19 protein-coding genes and 2 pseudogenes are annotated in these 23561 nt (G+C 38.6%); 8 read left to right on the forward strand and 13 right to left on the reverse strand.

What is annotated here, in order from left to right; translation table 11 throughout:
* Positions 1–8: 8 nt before the first annotated feature.
* On the reverse strand, positions 9–1013 hold the full coding sequence (locus tag R3F25_08760; GenBank protein ID MEZ5496909.1) for an isocitrate dehydrogenase: 1005 nt from the start codon (positions 1011–1013) through the stop codon (positions 9–11).
* A 63-nt stretch (positions 1014–1076) separates the two neighbouring features.
* Here R3F25_08760 and neuC point away from each other — a divergent pair, with 63 nt between their 5' ends.
* Together neuC and R3F25_08770 are read left to right on the forward strand one after the other, a co-directional pair.
* Entirely contained in the window at positions 1077–2225 is a 1149-nt protein-coding gene (gene neuC / locus R3F25_08765; protein ID MEZ5496910.1) for a UDP-N-acetylglucosamine 2-epimerase, read from the forward strand.
* Positions 2222–3325, forward strand: a complete 1104-nt coding sequence (locus R3F25_08770; GenBank protein ID MEZ5496911.1) for a DegT/DnrJ/EryC1/StrS family aminotransferase — start codon at positions 2222–2224, stop codon at positions 3323–3325. Before neuC ends, R3F25_08770 begins: the two co-directional genes overlap by 4 nt.
* A 594-nt stretch (positions 3326–3919) precedes the next feature.
* Here the strand turns inward: R3F25_08770 and R3F25_08775 are convergent.
* The 6 genes and pseudogenes from R3F25_08775 to pepQ all read right to left on the reverse strand — a co-directional run bounded on the left by R3F25_08775 (position 3920) and on the right by pepQ (position 10532).
* The gene (locus R3F25_08775; GenBank protein ID MEZ5496912.1) at positions 3920–6556 is read right to left on the reverse strand and encodes a DEAD/DEAH box helicase family protein; all 2637 of its coding nucleotides are present in this window, start codon (positions 6554–6556) and stop codon (positions 3920–3922) included.
* 1 nt (position 6557) lies between these two features.
* Positions 6558–7556, reverse strand: coding sequence for a virulence RhuM family protein (locus tag R3F25_08780; protein MEZ5496913.1), 999 nt, complete (start codon positions 7554–7556; stop codon positions 6558–6560).
* Between the two features lie 3 nt (positions 7557–7559).
* A complete protein-coding gene (locus R3F25_08785; protein MEZ5496914.1) occupies positions 7560–8021 on the reverse strand; it encodes a hypothetical protein in 462 nt (153 codons plus the stop codon).
* 28 nt (positions 8022–8049) lie between these two features.
* A pseudogene (locus tag R3F25_08790) lies at positions 8050–8141 on the reverse strand (DNA methyltransferase).
* Between the two features lie 490 nt (positions 8142–8631).
* Positions 8632–9114 (reverse strand): annotated as a pseudogene (locus R3F25_08795) (site-specific DNA-methyltransferase).
* A 137-nt stretch (positions 9115–9251) separates the two neighbouring features.
* Positions 9252–10532 (reverse strand): Xaa-Pro dipeptidase, encoded by a 1281-nt coding sequence (pepQ, locus tag R3F25_08800; protein ID MEZ5496915.1) that lies wholly within the window; start codon positions 10530–10532, stop codon positions 9252–9254.
* Between the two features lie 35 nt (positions 10533–10567).
* Between pepQ and R3F25_08805 the strand changes: the two genes are divergently transcribed.
* A complete protein-coding gene (locus tag R3F25_08805; GenBank protein ID MEZ5496916.1) occupies positions 10568–11053 on the forward strand; it encodes a DUF4442 domain-containing protein in 486 nt (161 codons plus the stop codon).
* Between the two features lie 144 nt (positions 11054–11197).
* On the opposite strand, the gene R3F25_08810 is transcribed toward R3F25_08805, so the two are convergent.
* Positions 11198–11605, reverse strand: a complete 408-nt coding sequence (locus tag R3F25_08810; protein MEZ5496917.1) for a DUF4389 domain-containing protein — start codon at positions 11603–11605, stop codon at positions 11198–11200.
* A 193-nt stretch (positions 11606–11798) separates the two neighbouring features.
* Between R3F25_08810 and rmuC the strand changes: the two genes are divergently transcribed.
* The 3 genes from rmuC (at position 11799) to hrpA (ending at position 17820) form a co-directional block, all read left to right on the forward strand.
* The gene (gene rmuC, locus R3F25_08815; protein MEZ5496918.1) at positions 11799–13289 is read left to right on the forward strand and encodes a DNA recombination protein RmuC; all 1491 of its coding nucleotides are present in this window, start codon (positions 11799–11801) and stop codon (positions 13287–13289) included.
* Between the two features lie 152 nt (positions 13290–13441).
* The gene (locus tag R3F25_08820; GenBank protein MEZ5496919.1) at positions 13442–13834 is read left to right on the forward strand and encodes a hypothetical protein; all 393 of its coding nucleotides are present in this window, start codon (positions 13442–13444) and stop codon (positions 13832–13834) included.
* Positions 13835–14016: 182 nt separating this feature from the next.
* Complete coding sequence (gene hrpA, locus R3F25_08825; protein MEZ5496920.1) at positions 14017–17820, forward strand: ATP-dependent RNA helicase HrpA; 3804 nt, start codon at positions 14017–14019, stop codon at positions 17818–17820.
* Here the strand turns inward: hrpA and R3F25_08830 are convergent.
* The 5 genes from R3F25_08830 to R3F25_08850 form a co-directional block, all read right to left on the reverse strand.
* Complete coding sequence (locus R3F25_08830; GenBank protein ID MEZ5496921.1) at positions 17817–17942, reverse strand: hypothetical protein; 126 nt, start codon at positions 17940–17942, stop codon at positions 17817–17819. The two genes, hrpA and R3F25_08830, sit on opposite strands and share 4 nt — an antisense overlap.
* Positions 17942–18703, reverse strand: coding sequence for a hypothetical protein (locus R3F25_08835; GenBank protein MEZ5496922.1), 762 nt, complete (start codon positions 18701–18703; stop codon positions 17942–17944). The genes R3F25_08830 and R3F25_08835 overlap by 1 nt, the downstream gene beginning before the upstream one ends.
* 260 nt (positions 18704–18963) lie before the next feature.
* Positions 18964–19875: a hypothetical protein gene (locus tag R3F25_08840; GenBank protein ID MEZ5496923.1), complete on the reverse strand. Its 912-nt coding sequence runs from the start codon at positions 19873–19875 to the stop codon at positions 18964–18966.
* Between the two features lie 34 nt (positions 19876–19909).
* Positions 19910–21133, reverse strand: coding sequence for a hypothetical protein (locus R3F25_08845; GenBank protein ID MEZ5496924.1), 1224 nt, complete (start codon positions 21131–21133; stop codon positions 19910–19912).
* A 63-nt stretch (positions 21134–21196) separates the two neighbouring features.
* On the reverse strand, positions 21197–21463 hold the full coding sequence (locus tag R3F25_08850; protein ID MEZ5496925.1) for a hypothetical protein: 267 nt from the start codon (positions 21461–21463) through the stop codon (positions 21197–21199).
* A gap of 87 nt (positions 21464–21550) precedes the next feature.
* Between R3F25_08850 and R3F25_08855 the strand changes: the two genes are divergently transcribed.
* Positions 21551–22021, forward strand: a complete 471-nt coding sequence (locus R3F25_08855) for a PH domain-containing protein (protein ID MEZ5496926.1) — start codon at positions 21551–21553, stop codon at positions 22019–22021.
* Positions 22018–23553 (forward strand): PH domain-containing protein, encoded by a 1536-nt coding sequence (locus R3F25_08860; protein ID MEZ5496927.1) that lies wholly within the window; start codon positions 22018–22020, stop codon positions 23551–23553. The genes R3F25_08855 and R3F25_08860 overlap by 4 nt, the downstream gene beginning before the upstream one ends.
* Positions 23554–23561: the final 8 nt, after the last annotated feature.

Here is a 23561-nt window from a genome sequence, read left to right on the forward strand (position 1 = left end):
AAAAAAAATTATAATCTTTCAATAACAGCATCGGTAAATTCAGCTGTTTTCGCTGAACCACCCAAATCACCCGTTAAACGATCTTTATCTGCTAAAACGCTGCGGATTGCATTGCGAATTTTAATCGCTTTATCATGCATTCCCAGATGTTCAAGCATTAAAGCTGCTGCGAGAATTACTGCTGTTGGGTTGGCAATTTTCTTGCCGGCAATATCAGGAGCGGAACCATGAACAGCTTCAAAAATAGCTGAATCTTTACCAATATTGGCTCCCGGTGCCATACCCAAGCCACCAACAAGCCCGGCACAAAGATCTGAAATAATATCACCGAAAAGATTGGTGGTAACAATAATATCGAATTGTTGCGGATTCATAACCAACTGCATACAAGTGTTATCAACAATTAATGAATTGAACTCGATTTGAGGATATTCCTTGGCTATTTCTTCTGCCACTTCCAGAAATAATCCTGAAACTGTTTTCATGATATTAGCTTTATGCACCGCTGTCACTTTTTTGCGTTCAGCCTTAACAGCAATATCAAATGCATAGCGAACGATATTTTCGCACGCTTCACGAGTGACTACAATTTCGCCTTTTGCCACCGTTCTATCTTCATTGATAGTCTGTCCTTCCTGACGATAAGCTCCTTCAGTATTTTCACGAACGGTGATAATGTCAATATCTTCAAACTTTGACTTTGTTCCCGGAAAAGTAATCACCGGGCGTAAGTTGGCATATAGGTGAAAATGACGACGCAAAGCGACATTAATCGAGCTAAAACCTTTACCAACCGGTGTGGTTAAAGGCCCTTTCAAACAAACTTTGTTTTTTGCGATGGTGTCTAATGTATCTTTTGGAAGAAGTTCCCCATGCTTTTCCAAAGCCATTAGTCCGGCATCAACATACTCGTATTCCAGTCCTGCTTCAACAGCATCCAATACGCGTAATGTGGCATCCATGATTTCCGGTCCGATGCCATCCCCTTTAATTACTGTAATTTTGTTATTCATTGTTGATTCGTCTGTTGTAAAATCGGGGCGTATTATACAAGCATTGGCTACAGACCTCTAAGAATGAAGAAAAAAATCGTCGCAATAACCTCATCACGTGCCGATTACAGCCATCTATACTGGCCGTTAAAACTTTTGGAACAAGACAAATCCATCGAATTAAGCATTTTGTGTTTTGGTCCTCACTTGTCTCCTGAGTATGGCGAAACATGGAAAGAAATCATTAAAGACGGTTTTACAAATGTCAAAACGATTGAATGCTTGCTGAGTTCTGATACCGATGTCGGTATGGCAAAGTCTTTGGGGTTGGCAACATTAAGCATTGCGGATTATTTGTCTGAACTTCGTCCGGACTTAATGTTGATAATTGCTGATCGCTATGAAATGCTCGCTCCTGCGAATGTCGCTTTGACATTACGAATTCCAATTGCACATATTGAAGGAGGAGATGTTTCTGAAGGAGCTATTGATGATGCGGTGCGAAATGCTTTGACGAAAATGAGCCATATTCATTTTACTCCAACAACAATGGCACAAAAGCGGGTATTGGCTATGGGAGAAGAGTCTTGGAGAGTTCATGTGAGCGGAGCTCCTTCATTGGATCATTTACGACGCAGTGAAATCCCGACTCGCTCAGAGATTTTAGGTCAGTTTAATCTCAAAGATGATGAAAGTATCATTGTTGTTGCCTATCATCCGGTCACAATGCACAGAAATTCTAATCTTGAGCAACATGCTGTTTTTGATGCATTAGAACGACGAAAAGAGCAAATCGTGTTTTGTTTTCCCAATGCCGATACCGGCTCGCACAAAATCATGCAACAAGCAAAAGAGTTTTGTGAAAACCATAAAAATGCTCAAATGCACACCAACTTACCGGCTCAAACCTATTGGGGATTATTAAAGTCGGCCGATTTAATGCTGGGAAATTCATCCAGTGGCATCATGGAAACCGCTTCATTACAATTGCCCACAGTCAACATCGGCATTCGCCAAAAAGGGAGAGATCGAGCAGAAAATATTATTGATGTTGGTGCGGATTGTTTAGTAATCTCTCAGGCTATTGATAAAGGTTTGAGTTCAGAATTCAAAAAAACCATTAAAAATATTTCAAATCCTTATGGTGATGGTTTTGCGGCAGAGAAAATTGTGAAAGTTTTGTCGGAACTGACAATCAATAATGATTTGTTGTTCAAGAAGAACATCTTATGAGGAAATATCCGCTGGCAAAACCTGAAGTCACTCAGGAAGATATTGATGCTGTCACTTCAGTATTAAAGTCTTCGGAACTATCCCGTGGACCTATTGTTAAAGAGTTTGAACAAGCCATCTGTCGGGCTGTTAAATCTGAATATGCCTGTGCTGTGAGTTCAGGAACAGCCGGGCTGATTATGGCACTTCAGGCTTTGGGAGTTCAAGCCAGAGACGAAGTGATCACCGTTTCTTTCACCGTTCCGGCAACAGTAAATTCAATCATTGCTGTTGGCGCAACTCCGATGATGATTGATATTGAGCCTCAAACTTTGGGGATGTGCCCGGTCGCCCTTAAAAAATCCATCACTCACAAAACTAAAGCGATTATTGTGGTTCATGCGTTTGGCAAAGCGACAAAAATTGCAGAGATTATAAACATTGCCAAACAACATGACATCCCCGTGATTGAAGATACCTGCGAAGCGATTGGCAATCGATACAAAGACAAACACTTAGGAACATTCGCTGATATCGGTGTGTTTGCCTTTTATCCCAACAAACAAATCACCAGCGGTGAAGGAGGAATGCTGGTCACCAACAATAAGCAATATGATGAAAAATTCAAACTGCTGCGAAATCACGGCCGCACAATGAACGGCGATTTGTATGATCAAATCAGCTTTGGTTGGAATTTCCGTATGAGCGACATCAATGCCGCTTTGTGTTTGTCTCAACTCAAACGACTTTCGCAAATCATTAAAAAACGCCAACAAATTTCCAATTGGTATTATGAAAACCTTGAAGATGTTGATGAAGTCATTTGTCCGCAGTTTTCAAAAAGTGAACCTCAATCTGCATGGTTTGTTTATGTGATTCGCTTGCTCACAACGGACAGGGAAGCAGTTATCACAGATATGCAAAACCAAGGAATTCAATGCGGTCGATATTTTGCTCCTGTTCATCTGCAGCCTTTTTATCGGGATAAATTCCCGGATTTAAAACCTCAAGTCACCGAAGAGATTGCCAGTCAATGTCTGGCTTTACCGTTTTATAACGAATTAACGAGAGAAGGTGTGGAGTTTATTTGTGATAAGTTAAAAGAATTTATCCGCAGATAAAAAAAGCCTCGTCATTCCCGCGAAGGCTGGAATCTATTTGTTTTTATTTCGCACAGCGACACAGAGGCACAGCGAATTAGAATTACCCTTCTGAGCGAATGAACTATAAAACACCGTCATTTATTCGCCTCGTCCTGAGGCTCACCATCTTCCATGATGGTTTACATGAAAATTCTTTCCCGAAGAATTTTTCGACCGAGTGAAACGAACGGAGAAATCTTTTTTTCTAGCAGCTTCTGTGAATAGAGATCTCTCCATGCGCTTCGCTTAGTCGAGATGACGGGAAATAAAACCATTATTTTCTTTGTTACTTTTGTTCGTGCAAAAGTAACGCAAAAGCACGCCCCGAACTCTCAACCTGCGGTTTCCCTCAATATTTTCTCAAATTTGGCGTTCGCAACAACTCACATTGCAAGCAATGTTCAAACACTTGCGAACTTGATTCCAAATCTTCAAAAATATTTCGGTGAGAGTAAAGGGGTTTTAAAATGTCATTTTGAGCGAGAGGAACGCCCCGAGTTATCTTGCTGAAAAATAGTCATTTCCACAATTTTGTCATTCCCTCGAAGGAGGGAATCTAGAGAATTACGAAAATCACATTTGGCTAATCAACTTTTTGGCTTTATCCAAAGTATAGGCTCCTTCGACTTCTTTGTTTTCAAAAACCATAAAATAGGAATAATTGCTTCCGGCGAGCTTTTCCCACTCATTGCCTAATCGGCATTTTGCGGCACTATCACTATTATCTCTATCGTCGCCTTTCGATTCAACAAGGATGATTTTTCCTGATTTTGTGTGCAAGATAAAATCAGGGTAATGATTGATAAAACCATTGATACAAAACCCTTTTCCTCTTTCCAGATTTCTGTGCCAAAACTCAATATTTGATGTCGTACCCAATTCCATGATAACTCTTTCTTCAAATGTATTCATTTTTCCTTCTCTTTCATACAAAGAGTTACCAATTGAAGACCCAACAGCACCCGGGACGATTTCACTGGACAAGTTCCAGTCTTCTTTGACCTGGATTCGTTTTGATTTGATTAAATCCATAAAACGGTTTTCCGCATAAGAGTCTGCCAATTGCCTGATTTTGACTTTAATTTTATCTTTATAACTCCATTTATGAGCCAGAACATCTCTTAATTGCTCGGAGTTAAAACCATCCAATATTCGTTCAATATATGTCTTAATTTCCTGATCTGGAATTGGAGACATGCTACCAATAACTTGAATGATTTTATTGGTAATTTCTCTAATTTGACTCGTTTGAGGTTGAGCTAATATGTAATCAGTAAAAGGTTCTTTAATTTGATAATCTTCAATCTTGGTAAAAGAGGGACTGTATTCATTTTTCTTTGATTCTTCGATATCCACTTTATACAAATCTGATGAAATCTTATTAAAGTCAATCTTGATGTCTTCATTCGATAATTTGAAGTCTTTGAGCAATGATTCCCGATTGAGTAATTCTTCATCTGTTCCAAAAATATCACTGATTGTAACTTTAATATAAAATTTGGGGAGCTTAATGTTTTTCACTAACTCTTTGTATGAGTCTCTGACTTTATATCGTTTCACTTTATCACCCATTTCCTGAAACATATTGTCGTCAACAGGTTGTTGTTCCTGTTGTTTTATTTGTTCTTCCAATTGACGATTTTGCTCTTCAGCTATCGCCTCAATTTCTTCTATAACAGTTGTTGGCTTTATATCTTCATCAACTGCATTTGGATTAAATGTGACTCTTTCAGGGTCAATGGTTTCTTCTTCATTTTTCTTATTTTGTTGTTCAGGAAACAAAAAAGTTTCAATTGGATCAGCATCAACTGGATTCTTTTCTTCCTCTGTCATAACATCAACTTGACGATAATCTCTGTCGCTGAAACCGGACTCTTGCAGACCTTTTACAATGCTTTGCAGGGTTTCATTAAATTTGGCTGAAGCTGTCAGAACATAGGAGAGATTTAACTGAAACGATTTGTGCCTTTGCACATAAGGCTGTCGAAGTACACGACCGAGAATTTGTTCAACATCAACCGCACTGGATTTGTCTGCCAGAGATGCCAGAATGTATGCAAAAGGACAATCCCAGCCTTCTTTCAATGCGTTTATGGTTATGATGTATCGGACTTCACATTCCTTGCTCATTAAATCTACACCTTTGAGTTCGTCAATATTGGCAGTTTTGATTTTAATTTGGTTTTCGGGAATACCCAGTTTTAGCAGTTGCTCTTTCAGCTTTTCAAAGGTGGTGTTATCTTTAGCTGTTTTGGGCTGTGCCTGAAACAGAACAATCGGTCGGATATACTTACCTCCTTCAGACTCCTGCTTTTTAGCAAGAATTTCGAGTTTTCGTTGCAAATGCAAAGCGTTATTAATCACCTCTGTTTTATCGTGATTGTTATAAACGATAACCGGTAATTTCACCATATGTTCTTTTTTCAACTCAATGGCTGGAACAAGGCTAACAATATTACTGTTATTTTTCGGAGTGGCTGTTAAATCGAGAATAAAAGACGGGTTGAGATTCTTGAGCATGTCTACACTCAAATCACTTTCGGCATTATGGCTTTCATCCACTATTAAAACTGGATTAAGGTAGCGTAAAACATTCGTTAAAGCACTTTCAGGAACCTCTGGGTGAAGATGATCTTTAGACACATAACTTTCAACAAATGATTGTAAGGCACCATTTTCTTCGTTTACCTTTCTGTCGTCTTTGTTTCTTGCTCGTAAACTGGCAAAACTCATCACAAAAATGCTCAATTGATCTTTCACAACCGTTGGATTGAAGTTTGAGCCTTGTAACAAGTCTTCTTTTTGGTAGATTTCTACTCGGTGATTAAAAAGTGTATTGAGTTTTTGTCTGTATGGATGCTCCGGGTTGGAAAGAGCATCAACGGTTTGTTGCAATAAATTGCTCCAGGGAACCAGCCATATCACCGCTTTGGGTTTGCTTGAATCGTAAGCCTGAAAAATAGAATGCAAAGCATTGACGGCAATAAATGTCTTGCCACCGGCCGTTGGAACTTTGATACAAACATGAGCCGCATTGGGAATATTGTTTTTATAAGGCTGCATTCCGGAGCCATCCAAAGGATTATACGGCCCGATTTTGTCTTCCCAATATTGATTAAAGGCTTTGCCTAAATCTTTTTGTTCCTGAACATAATCAAGATATTCTTCAATATTTTCTATGACTTTACGCTGATAGAGTTTGAGTTCCATGCTATTTCTTCATCTTTTTAATATGTTTATCAAAGTCGGATAAAATCTTTTGGGTTTTATTAAATTCCTGATACTGCTTTTCAGCTTTTTCAAGTGCCTGCTGTCTGGAAACGCTTCCCTTTCCATCAAGGACTTTGAAGTCGTTGAAGGACAAAAACTTATTTATGCTTTCCGCCAAAGTTTCCATGGTAAAAGTGTTTTTCATTTCAATTTGGTTTTCAATATAATCAAAATACGCTGAAACGGTTCTTTCCAATCGTTTGATTTGGTCTTCTTTCAGGTAATTTTTTGCCACTTCTGTATCAGATTTCAAGATACGACCATCGGGTGAATTTTTCCATGTTTCAAGCCCCATGTTTTTCTTGCCGGCATCTGCCTGCCCATGAATAATTTCAGCTGAGGTTTTACCGACGATGGCGAAGTGAAATTTGTTTTGTACATTGGCAAAGAAGTTTCGGGTGATTTCAGAATTTCTATCATAATCAATACTGCACTCCGAAAAAATATCAGTTACTTGTTGATATACCCGGCGTTCGCTGGCACGAATGGAACGAACCCGCTCCAGTAATTCTCTGAAATAATCTTTACCAAAAACCTTGTTCCCTTGCTTCAGGCGTTCGTCATCCATAACAAAACCTTTAATAATGTATTCTTTGAGTGTTTGAGTTGCCCAAATTCTGAATTGAGTGGCTTTGGCAGAATTGACCCGATAGCCAACTGAAATAATTGCATCCAGGTTGTAAAACTTATGGGTTCTGTTTACTTCTCTGTTACCTTCAAGTTGAACTTGTAAAAATTCCTTACAAGTTGCCAACTTTTGCAATTCCCCGGTTTCAAAAATATTTTTCAGGTGGGTTGTGATATTCTGAGGCGTCGTATCAAAAAGCATTCCCATTGCTTTCTGAGTTAACCAAACCGTTTCATCTTGCAAATAAACTTGTAAACGAACCTCTCCATTGGTCGTATCATAGAGTAAAAAATTGTCTTGTTGATTATCCATAATTTAAAACCGCGTGATATCTCTGGGTATTTTTTTGAAGATGATATTGTGCTTGTTCATAAAGTCTTTGGGTAACAAACAATTATCCGCATAAATGATGTACTGTTCCGCTTTGGTTTGTATCAAGCCCAATGAATCATAGTCCAAAGTGGTTAATTGGTCTTTTTCATAGATGAAGTAGTAGGCAGTTTGGTCTTTTGTGCCTAAAAAGTATTGAGATTTCTCGACTTCGCTCGAAATGACATCTGTGAGGGGAGTCCGGGTTTCGGAGAACCAGATGTATTCGCGGATTTTAGACAGACCGACTTCTTCATTCAGGTTTTGGTTTTCATCAAAAAGAGGTAAGCCAAGTTGGTAGAAATCAAAGGCTCCGCCGGTGCCTTCGACTGCTTTTTTGTCTTCACCATAACCTTTGGCAACCCGTTTGACTCTTTCAGCAGTAATATCATTGGCGTAATCTTCCATTTCTATGAGAATGAACTTGCGATTGCCACCGTCTTGTTTGTTTAGGTTTAAAACGGCATGAGCAGTTGTTCCTGATCCGGCAAAAGAATCAAGTACATAAAAGTCTTTTGTATTAAAAATGTATCTCTTGTAATAACTATTGGTTTTGGGGTATCAAATACATTTTTTGTTCCAAATATTTTTTGTATCGAATTTGGCCTTGTTGTACCTCAATTCATCCAACCAAATGCTTTAGTAGGTCGGCCTTTTTGTTCTTTAAATAATATTTTTCTAGTGATCTTCCATTTTCCATCTTCATTGAAGATTATTTCCCCATCTTTATTTTTCTGGACAGTTTCAGTCCAACGCCACCTTTTTTGGTGGTAAATAGTTTTTCCGTCAGGAGTATTTAAATCATAAATAGGTTTGTCTTATAAGCTTCTAACATCACCTCCTCAAAGTCCATTTGGATCATTTTCGGTTTTTGTAAGCTTGTATTATCTTTTTTGTCTATCAAAAGATTCCAATTAAAATTTGACTTTGACTAAATAACAGTGTGGTTATGATGAATAGAGATTACTCATCGGTTGATATCTTGCCTTGTATAATGTTGCCATATCATATTTCCCTAAAAATTTCGAACTCCAAAAATTTCATCACATAGTAATTTCAAATTGGCTTGCTCATTATCATCAATGGAAATAAAAATAGCCCCATCATCAGCTAACAGTTTGTGTAAAAGTTTTAACCGCGGATACATCATACACAGCCATTTATCGTGGCGGCTGAGGTCATCACCTTCTTTGCCAACCACTTCACCCAGCCATTTCTTGATTTTCGGGTGATTGACATTGTCGTTATACACCCAGCTTTCGTTGCCTGTGTTATACGGCGGATCGATATAAATGCATTTGATTTTACCTTCGTATTCGGGCAACAGGCTTTTGAGGGCTTCGAGATTGTCTCCGTGGATGATTTTGTTGCCGCTATTGGTGGGTTCGCTTTGTTCGCCATTGTCCGCGGTAAAACCGTATTGATGTTGCAAAACTCGGTAGGGAACATCCTGATGATGGCTGATGACTTTTTCTTTTCCTATCCAGTTGAGAGTTGGCATGTGTTTCCTTGTTTAGTGATTGGTTGTTTGTTTATGAATTTTAGCAATAAAACTCCCTTGAGTCACTTGTCAAATTTATTTTTATATAAACCGTTATGACTCATACATAAAGCCCTCTGCGTCTCTGCGAGAGAACATTACCTCGTCAAATTCACCGACTTGTTTTTCTTAACCACAATATTATCTTCAATGCGAATACCGCCATAAGGTTTAAAGTCTTCCACTCGTGACCAATTAATGTATTTTCCAAGACCTTTGGCTTTGGCTTCATCCAATAGCATGTCGATGAAATAAATGCCTGGTTCGATGGTAAGGACGTTGTTTTCCTGCAAGGTTCGGGTTAAACGCAGGAAAGGATGAAGTTCCGGTGGAGAAAGTGTGTTGCCATCTTCATCGATTTGACGACCGCCAATGTCATGCACTTGCAAACCCAGATAATGCCCAAGACCATGTGGAAAGAAAACATTACTGAGTCCGCTCTCCAAAGCAGTTTGCGCATCACAACTGATAACATCAAAGTCTCTGAGAATGTCTGCCAATTTCATATGGGCTTGTATATGCAGATCGATATAACTGGTTCCCACAGTTGCTTGTTTGCCGAGTTTTTTCTGCATTTTATCGACTGCTTTAATCATTTTTTTGAATTCGCCATCTCCATAAGCGTAAGTACGAGTAATGTCCGAGGCATAACCATTGACACTACATCCGGCATCAATCAAAAATGATTTCAATTGCTTTTTTGGGAGGCGATGTCTTTGCATGTGTTGATAATGCAAAACCGCTCCGTTTTGATTTTGCGCAATGATGTTTCCGTAAGGAAGCTGATACTCGTTGTGATTGGTGGCTTTCATGTAGGCAACATGAGATTCAAATTCGGATTTGCCTTTTTTGAAACATTTATAAGCCGCTTTGTGACCTTTTAATGCTAGTTTATTGGCTTTGCGAATGTTTTCAATTTCATAATCCGTTTTGCAAGCACGGTGAAAGTGCACATAATCCATATAAACTTTTGGGTTGTGCTGTAAGGAGTCATGCTCACAGGAATTTTCTTGACCAATCCACGCATGATTTTTTAATTTTCCGTAATCAGGTACTTCTTCCTTACAAGCGACCGGAACAATATTGAAAAAATCTATCCAATCACCTTGTGGCATTGCCGGCAACGAATGCCAGTAGTCTTTTGGTTGGTACAAATACAGTGTCGGCTTTTTACCCGCTTGATAATGAATCGTACAATATGGTGTTTCGGTAATCGGAACCATCCATTTGAAATGCGGATTACAGGCAAAAGGATAAGGCATGTCATCGAGAAAATAATTGTGTGCATGTCCTGAGTAAATCAAAACTCCGTCCAGATTGGCTTTCTCGAGTGCTTTGTTGATTATTTCGGAAACATATTTATAATGATTGCTGTACATCTCTTTTATCCTGTAAAAATAAGGAATTATACACCATGTCAGTCAATAAAAATGAATCCCCCGGAGAAAAAATTCTCGCCACTTGGCAAAAACTGAAAGATAAACCATTTGGTAAAAAATTGTTTTCCATAGGAGTTGGCAAGATGGCTCCGTACACGGGAACTATTAAGGCGGTAGTCACCGATCTGACTCCCGGGCATTGCATAAATTTTCTCAAAGAAAAAAAATCCAACAAAAACCATTTGCGCAGCATTCATGCCGTTGCTCTGATTAATCTTGGAGAGATGACCAGTGGTTTGGCAGTTTTATCAGGTATGTCATCTCAGATTCGCGGAATTCTGACGAAAATGGAGATGGAATATATCAAGAAAGCCAAAGGTGATTTAATTGCCGAGTGTCGTTGTGAAATTCCTGAAGTTGAAGATTCTTTGAATTATGAAGTGGAAACTTTTATCAAAGACTCCAGTGGTGATGTTGTTGCCAAAGGAACATTCTTTTGGTTATTGTCGCGTAAAAGCTAAGTTTGAAATTGTTTTAGATTCTCATAAAGCCTTTAACCCCGAAGGGTTAAAGGTGGTTCCGGGGAAAGAGTTGTTCAAGGGAGGGTATGAAAAACCCCGGAACCGAGGGAGGAGTATAAATGAAAAATTTAAGTTTTAACCTGTTTATTTACTAGCTTTGACTGTATTGTCGTCATTAAGTTCACTATTATTTTGTTTTTCCTGATTTTCGTCATAAGGCCAGTCTCTGAAAGGAAATGGCTTAACATCTGTCTGGAAAGACAAGTATTTAATCATGTCGTATATAAACAGACCGACTTCTTTGTTAAAACCTTTCAAATTATTATTAACTTTTCCGGTAATGATTAAAAACCCGAACTGAATCAGCACGACAAATCCGAAAACCCAGATGGTCACCCAGCCAATTAAAAAGAATAACAAGGTAAAAAAGATTCTGCTAAAAATCTCCGGCCCTTTATCGTTACATTTTCCGTTAGCACATTTGCTTGTTTTTTCAGTTTCAGCATTTACTACTTCTGCTTCAATTGCTTCGTTGTTGTTTTGTTCTGTCATTGGTGTTCCTCATAAATCGTTGACTTATGATTATGATACCGAAAATTGACTTTGATAAATAGTGCCATAGGTCATGCGTGACTTTTGACACAGTGTGACGGAAAATTATAATTAATCTTTTGATTCTCAGATTTTGAGAATGCTGGTGTATAATCTCTGCACTTGCTGTTTTATTTAGAATAAGTCTTTTTTAATGACTATTGATTTACAACTTATCGGAATCTTTATTGGCGGATTATTAAGCGGAATGCTGATTGTGTTAATCATCATGCGATTTCGTTATCAAAGCCAAACTCAGAATTTAGTTAACGAACATCACTCCGAACTCAAATTGCAATCGCAACAAATTGAATCTTTAGAAGAAGACCGAATGCTCCTCACTCAGGATTTTGAAAATCTCAAGTCCGAAAAAAAAGAAGCCGATATTGAAAATAAAAACCTATTGGCAAAATTTTCAGCAACCCGACAACAATTTCAGGATACCGTTCAAAGACTGGAAGAGCTCAAAAAACAGGTTTTGGCTTTTGAAGAAAAGCAACAATTTCAAAATCAGGAAAACTCACAACTCAAATCCAAAGTTGCTGAACTGAAAACACTCAACGAACAACAACAGCAATCGGCGGCTGAAAAACTGGAATTGCTCAGCAAAGCCAGACAAGAGCTTCAAGATCAGTTTAAATCACTGGCAAATGAAATTTTTGATGAGAAAGGAAAGAAATTCGCCGAGCAAAACAAAGAAAAACTCGATGCCATTCTCAATCCTTTCAACAGCCATTTGCAGGAATTCAAAAAAGTGGTCAGCGATGTTTATGTCAGCGAAGCCAAACAACGAGCTTCTCTCAAGCAAGAAATTCTAGGGTTGAAAGAGTTAAACGAAAGACTCAATAAAGAAGCCTTAAATCTGACAACAGCTCTTAAAGGCGATAAAAAAACTCAGGGCAACTGGGGCGAGTTAGTTCTGGAAAGAGTTTTGGAGCAATCCGGATTACGAAAAGGTCAGGAATACGAAACCCAAGGAGGCTTTCGTGATGCGGAAAACAATTTGCTGAAACCCGATGTGATTATTCATCTTCCGCAGGAAAAAGCGGTCATTGTTGATTCCAAAGTTTCCTTGATTGCTTATGAGAAGTACTCATCTTCTGAAAACCCGGAACGCAAGGAAGAATTGTTAAAACAACACATCAATGCTGTAGAATCTCACATCAAATCGCTCAGCGAAAAGGATTATTCCAATATCAAAGGCATTCAGTCGCTGGATTTTGTGTTGATGTTTATCCCGATAGAACCGGCTTTTAACATCGCTTTTCAGAATAATGACAAGCTGTTTAATCAGGCTTTTGAGAAGAAAATTATCGTTGTCACACCAACAACCTTGCTTGCCACCTTAAAAACCATCGAAAACCTATGGCGTTATGAAAACCAAAACCGCAATGCTCGGATTATTGCCGAAAAAGCGGGAAATCTGTACGACAAATTCAGAGGTTTTGTTGAGGACATCGAAAAACTCGGCAACCAAATCAACACCGTCAATGACACCTATCAAAACGCCCTCAACAAACTATCCAAAGGCAAAGGCAATCTGATCAGTCAGTCTCAGCAATTGGTTGATTTAGGAGTCAAAGTCAAAAAAGAAATTCCTAAGTCGATTCTTGATGAATCGAGTGAAACTGGAAGTGATTCATAGTTTAAGAATGTTTTTCAATTTTCTAAAACTAAGGGACTGGCTATAACAGCCACTTGTTAACTGTCGGTTTCCTATGTATAGTACTAAGAGTATATGAGGCAAAACTATGATAAACCTTATTGGAATGTTGTAGAAGATTACGAGGCACCCTAATGAAAAAGCTAATTATTATTTTGATGTTTGGTACTTTCATGGTCAGTTGCAATGAAACCAATTACTGGATCATCATTGATAATCGTAGTGAAGAAAATATTAGCAATGTGGTTGTTTGGTATGACAGCAAAGTGCTCTCTAGTGGACCTGTTTCAGTATCTGCTAATTCTAGCTCTACAAATGCAGGTAGTAAACCAAAACTACTCGATGAAATGAAAATCACTTGGGAGGACTCTAATAAAAAGCCTTATGAGCAAGTATTCAAGACTTTTGATTTTCTACCAAAAGATTACAATGGCGGTAATGTGATATTTATCTATCGTGGTAATGGCGAAATGAGTTTGAAATTTCACATGCCTAAAAATGATTTTCCTAAATTGATTGATGTATAGTCTATTGTGCTCTTAAGTTAAACAAACCAATACATTTGTTGGAACTAGTTTTAATTGATTTTATACTGAATTGTAATTGGGAAGCCTGATTATGATAAAGATCTTCGCGACCTCTGCGCCTTCTTTGTGCTCTCTGCGTTCCTTAATTGGTTTCTAATCATTAATTCCCTTATAATTCCGCAATGCTTGAAAAACTGCTGAAACAATTACCGGATTCTGTGATGCGGACGGATTATTTTCGTTTGCGTCAGCAGTTGTTTTTGTCTAAAAGATATCCGGACAGGCTTGAAAAAACTTTAGCGAAAGTCGAACAATCTTCGCAAAAATTTCAGCAGCGATTAGCTACCAAACCCAAGGTGGAACTGGCGGAAGATTTGCCGGTTTCTGCTCGTAGAGATGAAATCGTCAAAGCGATTCAGGATAATCAGATTGTGGTGATTGCCGGTGAAACCGGTTCGGGCAAAACCACACAATTGCCGAAAATGTGTTTGCTCGCCGGTTTGGGTGAAAAAGGAGCGATTGCCTGTACTCAACCACGACGAATTGCTGCTCGCTCGATAGCTGAACGGGTGTCTGAAGAGTTGAATGTTGAACTAGGCAAGCAGGTTGGTTTTCAGGTTCGTTTTGATGATAGCTATTCGAATGACGGCTGGATTAAATTCATGACCGATGGAATTTTGCTGGCTGAAACGCAGAATGACAAATTCCTCAATGCTTATGATTGCATCATTATTGATGAAGCGCATGAGCGCAGTCTCAATATTGATTTCTTATTAGGTTATCTGAAGCAACTGACCAAAAAACGCAAAGATTTAAAGGTTATTATCACATCGGCTACGATTGATACCGAGAAATTCTCCAAACATTTTGATAATGCTCCGGTCATCAATGTTGAAGGCAGAAGTTATCCGGTTTCGGTTGAATATCGACCTTTGGATGAAGAAAACAGTGACTTAAATCTGGGAATTTATGCAGCTGTTACGGAAATTTATGCAAACTCCTACGAAGGCGATATTCTGGTGTTTTTATCCGGTGAAAGGGAAATTCTGGAAGCTCAGGATTATCTGACTCGTAAAAAGATTCGCAGTACCGAAATATTACCACTTTATGCCCGACTGACAGCGGCTCAGCAAATGCAGGTATTTCATCCTGGTTCCTTACGAAGAATTATATTGACGACCAATGTTGCCGAGACTTCTTTAACAGTTCCCCGAATTCATTATGTGATTGATTCTGGAACAGCACGGGTGAGTCGTTATTCGCCACGGAGTAAAATTCAGGGATTACTTGTTGAGCCAATTTCTCAAGCAGCTGCCAATCAAAGAAAAGGGCGTTGTGGCCGGATTGCCGAAGGTGTTTGTTATCGTTTGTACTCCGAAAATGATTTTGAACAACGCTCCGAACACACTGATGCAGAAATTCTTCGAACATCACTGGCATCGGTTATTTTAAGAGCTTCCGCTTTGGGTTTTGGACAAATTGATGAATTTCCTTTTGTGGATATGCCTAATGATAACCTGATTGCAGACGGTTATCAGTTGCTCACAGAAATACATGCGATAGATGAGAATAAGGAACTCACAGCATCTGGTAAAAAACTTTATCAACTGCCAATTGATGTGCAGTTGGGACAAATCTTAATCAAGGCAGAGACTTTGGGTTGTATCAAAGAGGCTTTAATTATTGTTTCAGCACTGACCATTCAGGATATTCGGGAGCGTCCTCTGGAATATGCATCCGCTGCCGATGCGGCTCATAAAAAGTTTCTGCATGAAAGATCGGATTTCATCAGTTTTATCAATATCTGGAAAACACTGAAAAAACAACGCAAAGCAAACAGCAACTCACAATTCAGAAAGTGGTGCCGTGAGAATTTCTTATCTTATCGCCGTTATACCGAATGGTTAGATATTTACAGGCAATTGCTGAATCTTTTGAAACAACAAAAAATTCATCTGAATGATAAAGAAGCAGAATATCCGGCAATTCATCAGGCGATTTTATCGGGATTTATTTCGCATGTCGGTTTCAGAAAAGAGAAAGGCGAATATAACGGAGCCCGAAACCGTAGTTTTAATATTTTTCCGGGTTCGGGTTTATTTGGCAAAAACTGTTCTTGGGTGATGGCGGCCAGTATTGTGCAAACCACCAAAGTGTATGCCAGAACCGTTGCTGAAATTGAGCCCGAATGGATTGAGGATATTGGCAGGCATGTGATTAGAACCTCAACTTTTGATCCGTACTGGTCGAAAAAGCAAGGTTCGGTGATGGGATATAAAAGGTTAACACTATTTGGGTTGACTGTTGTTGCCAAGAGAGCCTTTCATTTCGGCCCGACAGATGTGGAAACCTCGCACAAAATATTTATTGAACAGGGTTTGGTTGAGAATCAATTGAGAAACCGATATGCGTTTGCTAGTCACAACCAGGTGAAGATTGCACAGATTCAGGCTCAGGAAGATCGGCAAAGACGACAGGATATTTTGATTGAACCGTGGCGACTGGCGGAGCTGTATGCAAGCATCATTCCTGAACATATTTACAGCGAAAAACAATTGTCTAAATGGTTGAAAACTCAAAACGATGATTGTTTGAAGTTCACTCATGAACAACTGACAAAGAGCGGAAGCAGCAAACCAGAGAAGGATTTATTTCCACAACATTTGAAGATTCGTCAACAACTGTTAAACCTGCATTATAATTTTTCTCCCGGTCAGGAAGATGACGGAATTACTGTAACAATTCCTTTACAGTGGCTCAATTCCTTTACAAAAGACGACTTTGAATGGCTGGTTCCGGGGCTTTTAAAAGAAAAACTGGAGTTATTGATACGTTCTTTACCAAAACCAATTCGTCGTAGTTTAGTTCCTGCCAATGACTTTGCTCAGGCGATTATGGACTCGATAGCGTTTGGTGAGGGCGATTTCTATCAACAAATTGTGAGTCAAGTCAAACGCATGGTTGGATTGAACACAACAGTTGAAACTTGGCAACGAGCCGAGCTTCCTCCGCATTTGCAGTTTCTATTCAGAATCATAAATGACAAAAAAGAAGTGTTAAAAATTTCCAGAAATTTTGATGAGCTTCAAGAGCAGTTTTGCCAAAAAGCCAATCGCTCATTCCAAAAAACTGCCAGTCAATTATTCAAAATCAATCATGCCAAAGATTGGGTGTTTAAAGACATTCCGCAAAATATTATCTTGGAAAATGGATTGACAGCTTATCCGGCAATCATTGATCAACAAGACAGTGTGGGTTTACGCCTTTTTGAAACTGAACCACAAGCACAGGATGAACATTTACATGGCTTGAAACGATTGGTTTTATTAAAAATTCCTGCCAAACACCGTTATCTGCAAAAGAATTTGAAACCCGGAATTAAAGCACAATTCGGTTGGTCGCAACTGGAGTCGGAACACTCCTTAGTTGAGCATATCACCGATGCTGTTTTACAGAGCATTATCGAAAAAAACCTGCCAGTGAGGGATATCGATTCTTTCGACAACTTATTGAAAACTCTGGAAAAAGACTGGTACAAACAAGCCAACGATTTATGTTTGCTGCTCAATCCCGTGATTGAAAACTGGTATAAAATTTGGCAGGAAATTGAAGAAAAGTCCGATTATTTGTCCGAAGAAACTTATGAAGACATGCATCATCAATTGGATTATTTGATTTATTCGGATTTTCTCTATGAAGTCGAAATCGGTCAGATTCAGCATTATGCCAGATTTATTAAAGGGCTGGAAATACGATTGGATTCAGCCATAGAAAACCCGCATAAGGAAGCAGAAAAACTTAAAGAGTTGAAAAAAATCAGCTTGCCATTTTTTAAGAAAGTCGAAGGCTCAGAAATCTACAGTAAAGCATTGCAAGAATTTCATATTTTGCTGGAAGAATACCGGATATCTTTATTTGCGCAAAATCTTGGAACCAAACAAAAGGTTTCTGATATCAGGATGAAAAAAGCTTTAGAGCAAATTTAACTTTCATTCCAGTTAACAATCTGAATCCCGATAAACACCTCAGCCACCACAATGACAAAGTCAAGAAGCACAGCAAACCAGTTTTGGTTTTTGATGTGATGAGTGATGCGACGTAACAACATTATCGGTGTCTCAGTTCTTCGTCAATCAGGTCAATCGCTTTCCGGGCTGCAACATTCTGTTCCCCCAGTGTCGTAGGTAATGAAACAATTGCCCCCGTCCACTCTGTTAAATTCGGCCTTATTCCCGGGTTTTCTATAATTTCTGTAACCAGTGATTTGGATTCTTCATCAGATATGCCCTTGGGGCAATTTAAATTGTATTTTTCGATTCCATCTTTTAATGACCAGCAGTATTTCCAGTAGAACTCTTGGGTTTTAATATTTATGATTTGTCGAACTAATGATCTGTAAACGGGAAGTGCGCTAAATGGATCTGCATTGTTTGAATTCTGGGCTAGATAGGCCTCTACGGCATCAATAATGCCTCTATTGGTGGGAAAGCCATTGTCTCTCATGTTGTGATAAGTGGATGAGTTAATGTGAATATCTTGCCACTGTGAGGCATGCATAAAATCAACTATCAGATTCCAGCAGTTCTCTTCACAGGTTTTCTGTGTGTCGAGATACGATAAAACTCTTTTTCCGGCATCAGTTGCTTGCTGATAGGCTTGGATCTTAGATTCTGTCAGAGTGATTGAACTTTGAATTTCTTTCTTGAGCTCATTGAGTAATTGTGTTTCTTTCTGGAATAAACTTCTTTGTTCATTCCAGTTTGCAACCTGAATACCAATAAAAACCCCTGCCACAACGATAATAAAGTCAACCCAAACCGCAAACCAATTTTGATTTTGAATGTGTTTAGTGATTTTTCGTAAAAACATTACAAGACCTTGTCCCCTTTCTTTCTAGTAACAGTATCATAATGTTTGTTGATTGTGAAAGGATGATTACAACTAGAGATTAGATAATCCTATCGAAAGAAATATTAATGAGTAAAATACATGTCTTACCCCATTTTATAGGCATAATACCCAAAGTTTTATTTGTTGCCGAAGTATGTAGCTTGAATGAATTTAGAAATGTAGCAGGGTGTTTGAATGAGTCAAACACCACTGATACATAGTCGCGGGATACTATTAATTTAGTAAATCAGTATGTTGATGTTGCCACTGGCATCAGCACCATCAGATATCTTGTATCTGATACATGATAGTTTGTTATTCGTAGCACCAATGGAACAGTTGACTCCCCTTGCGAGATTTGAGTCAGCACTTGCATTCCAGTATCTGTTGTTTATGTTATCCGGAAACACAACCTCGCACGAACCGGATGTTGGCCCCCCTGTAACTGAAATATTCCCTGCTGAAAATGTTCCGTTATAAAAACGATTTACTGTTGTGCTTCCATTCCCGCACCAAAAATTTGCCATGTACTTTAATTGTCCGTTGTATGCTGTTGGTTGTGCTGTATTTTGTGTGAAATGAGTCACCCCTAACAGCCGGCTAAGACCACTTACTGTAAAGGATTCATTAATGAAAGCACTTCCGCCTATAAACATACTGCCGTTATAAAAAACCTCACCTATATTTTCAACCCACGGAGAAGCAGGAATATCAGCTGGTGACCATTGAGAACCATTGAATGTAAGAACCTGTCCGGGAGTGGCATTTCCATTGGTAAGATTTGTAGCAAGTGGTACTGCACGCAATCTTTGTAGTGGGTTTAATGGTGTATAAACACCACCATTGGAAGTTTTTCTCACACTTACTTCAATATAATAATTTTGTATCCCATCAAAAGCATCTATTCCAAAATTCACATTCACTGAAAACAGCCCTTCTTCAACTGTAATGTTAATATGTTCAGAAATGGCACCGACCTGTTGCCCCTGGCTGTTTAACAGAGCAATCTGAAAATCATAGTTATCATTAGCAGGGCTGCCCCCATCACGCAATTCACCCTGATATGTAAATGATGAACTCATAGGAATTTGAGCAGCAATTTTGGTAAAAAGACTACATCCTAATATTAAAATTATTAATGTTATTTTCATTTTCTGATTTTTCTAAAGTATTTCTGAGAATGAATTAATAAACAAGAATCATTATGTTTTCGTCAACTCCTACCCCTGTATTAGTGTTAAATACAAAACAGAATAAGTCTACATTACCACCGGTTGAGTTATGGCAATTAGCTGAAACCGTATAAGCTGAGACTGGGGATACCTGAAAATATCTGCTACTTAGGCTTTCAGGAAAACGAATTCGACAAATACCTGTGCCTGTTGTAGAAACTGAAGTTACCGAGCCAGTACTCACTCCATTATAAAACTTAGTGATTGAGGAGCTGGCACCATTGCATCTGGCTTCAACCATATACTTCATCATGCCATTACTTGATGAAGGTTGCTTAACATCGCCTGCAACAGAAAGACCATTTGATGGCGGTGTTACAAAAGAACCAATTGCAGTACCTCCATTATTATCAACCACAAGTTTAGTGCTGCCAACATCACGAACCCTGAAAAGGTAGGGGTCAGTAGCACTATTTCCGTCAACTTGTAATTTGGCATCGGGGTTTGTGGTACCTACACCTACAAGTCCATCAGCATCAACAGTCACTCTTGGAGTATTGTCTCCGGTAACTAATAGAAGATTGCCCGATGAGCCTGAGGTTGTTCCCACTTCAAAATCAGCATCTGTAATACTACCGGATGGAGTTTGATAGGAGCCAATGTATCCACGGAAAACATCGTTTTCTGAAAATATCACATACATATTTGAGCCGCCGTTAAACCTTGCAGTTTCAAAACCGCTCGTTGTTGAAACATGCAATCTTGGGACAGGGTTATTTGTACCTATACCAACATTTTCATTGGTGTAAATTTCACTTCCATTTACACTCCATGGGGAACTAGGATTTGTTGCAGGTCCCCATTGAAAGCCGTTAAAAGTTAATACTTGCCCTGCGGTAGCATTTCCATTAACCAAATTACTGGCAAGTGGAACGGATTGCAGCTGTTGAAGTGGGCTTAATGTTGTGTAAGCACCACCAACTGAGGTTTTACGAACACTTACCTCAAAATAGTAGTTTTCATAACCATCAAACATAGCAATGCCAAAACTCACATTCAGAGAAAACAGACCGTTGGCCACCTGAACACCGTTATGTTGTGAAGTTACACCGACTTGGCCGGCATTTCCATCCAGCATTACAACTTGAAAGTCATAAGTGTCATTGGCAGGAGAACCGTTATCCAGTAGCTCACCCTGATAAGTGAATGAATTGTCCATTTGAGCAGATACATTCATTGCTAGCCCAAGTCCAAATGTTAAAAGTATTATTAAAATATTTTTCATCATATATCTCCGGAGTTACTCCACTCCATTTTTAAAAATTAAATCATTGTTTTCGTGCCAATAACCGCTTTGCAGAGTGTAGTTGCCACCTGTTTGTTTATTATTGACATCGACTTGTCCAAAACTGCCATTGACCTCATAAGTTCCACCACTCATGACGCCACCACCACTATTGATGGTATGCTTTCTAATTTCATACTGTGCAAAAGCAACCTGACTGATGAGGGAAAACACAATAAGAAAAATCAGCAGCTTGGTATCACTAGCTTTTTTATACGTCATTTTATATTTCCTATATTTTTTGTTTACATAAGATACATACGTCCTTTAAAATTTTTTGGTGACAACTTTTCTATTAATTTCGAGATAATGAAGGATTTAAAATACAAACAACAAGAGTCTGAATATCTGACTATGAACAGACTATTACTCACGATTATCTTTTTTCTGGTAACAATCGTATTATTAGTTGTAGGGTTTTTCAGTGAGACCGATTTTGCTGATATCGGCAAAACTCTGATAGGTGTTTGGGTGCTTTATTTTTTTCTGTTTTGGTATCAAAAGGCGGCATACAATCGCTATAGCTATGCCATGGATCATCAAGGACTTTATATCAATCATGGTGTTTTATGGCGTAAAAAAATTGTTATTCCCAGAAACCGAGTTCAGCATACCGACATAGCTCAAGGTCCTTTAGATCGTCAATTCGATTTAGCTGAACTTGTGATTCATACCGCAGGGACACGAAATGCTTCGGTTAAACTGGTCGGGGTATTTCGGGAAGATGCTGAAGATTTACGAGAATCGCTTTCTTTTGATGAAAGCAATGATGCTGTATGAACAAATCCAAAGAGAACTTGTCCTGCGGAAATAGACTTCACAAGTTTTCGCCGTTATTTATTTTGATTCATGTAATCTGGAAGTCAATTGTTCCGTTGGCATTGGGGCTTTACACCTATAGCAAAGTCAACTCAGCGAATCATATTATCATTGCATTCGCAGTCGTTATTTCCGCATTTTCGCTTCTACAATACTGGTTTTATCATTATTGGTTGGAAACCGACAAAATAGAAATCAAAGAAGGTGTTTTTTTTAAGCAACATCGAAAAGTACCTTATACCCGCATACAAAACGTCAATGTGGTGCAAAATCCTTTGCAAAGAATTCTGAAAGTTTCAACATTACAACTGGAGTCTGCATCCGGCGGCAAACCCGAAGCTGTCATGCGAGTTGTCGGGCTTGACGTTGTTGAGGAATTGAAACGACGGGTCAAAACAGCCAATTCCAATTCCGGTGGAGTTATTGACGAAACTCAGAATGAAGAGGCAGAAGATAAGCAAACAAGTCAAGCGGATTATCTGCTTAAAGTTTCGACCAAAGACGTCATCAAATTTGGAATTATTTCGCAGAAAGGAATGGTTTACGGGGCTTTGATTTTTGGTTTTTTGGCACAGAATCAAATCTTTATGATGAAACTGATGACCTATCTGGATTTGTTTTTTACTATTCCTGATTTTACTAAAATCACTTTTGCAGAAGGTGTGATTTATGTGTCTGTCATCGGCTTGGTAATGTTTGTATTTTTACAATTGATGTCCGTACTTTGGGCATTAATGAAGTTTTACCAATTTCAGATTGAAAAACAAACGGATCGTTTGCAAGCGAATATGGGCTTGTTATCAAAAGTATCTGCTACGATTCCGTTGAAAAAAATTCAACTTTATCGCATCAGCGAAAATCCGTTACATAAGTTTTTTAATGCCAGAACTATCACCATAGAAACAGCGGGTGGAGTGAATACCGATAAAAGCGGAATTGTCATGCGCTGGCTGGCTCCGATTATTAAAAAAGTCGATGTGGCATCATTTATCAGAAAAGTCGAGCCAAAAATCAAAATTGGTTTAGTTGATTGGCAATCTTTACCACATCGTGCATGGAAAAGAGTCTTTAAAAAAGGAATTTATCTCAGTGTTTTGATATTGGTTGTTTTGCTAACTTTAGATAACCTTCCTTATTTTTCAATCAGAAATTATATTTGGTTTGTTTTTCCATTAACTTTACCTTTGGCATTTGTCTATGCAAAAAACTTTGTCAAAAAAACAGGGTATTATTTTGATGGTGACATCATTTGTTTCAAAAGCGGAGTTTGGTTTGGTAAACAAAGTTTTGTGAAAATTAAAAAAATCCAAACTATTATGATTCATGAATCACCGTTTGATCGTAGAAACAAAATGGCAACGCTTGAGATTGATACTGCCGGTTCCAATTTGCTGTTACACCATGTAAAAATTCCCTACTTGGAGTTGCATGATGCTTACCAAATAAGGAATTTTATAAATAACAAGCTACAATCCGAAGATTTTGATTGGTAATAATTACT

The sequence above is a fragment of the Gammaproteobacteria bacterium genome (genome assembly GCA_041395445.1).
In the GTDB taxonomy this organism is placed as follows: Bacteria; Pseudomonadota; Gammaproteobacteria; order Xanthomonadales; family Marinicellaceae; genus NORP309.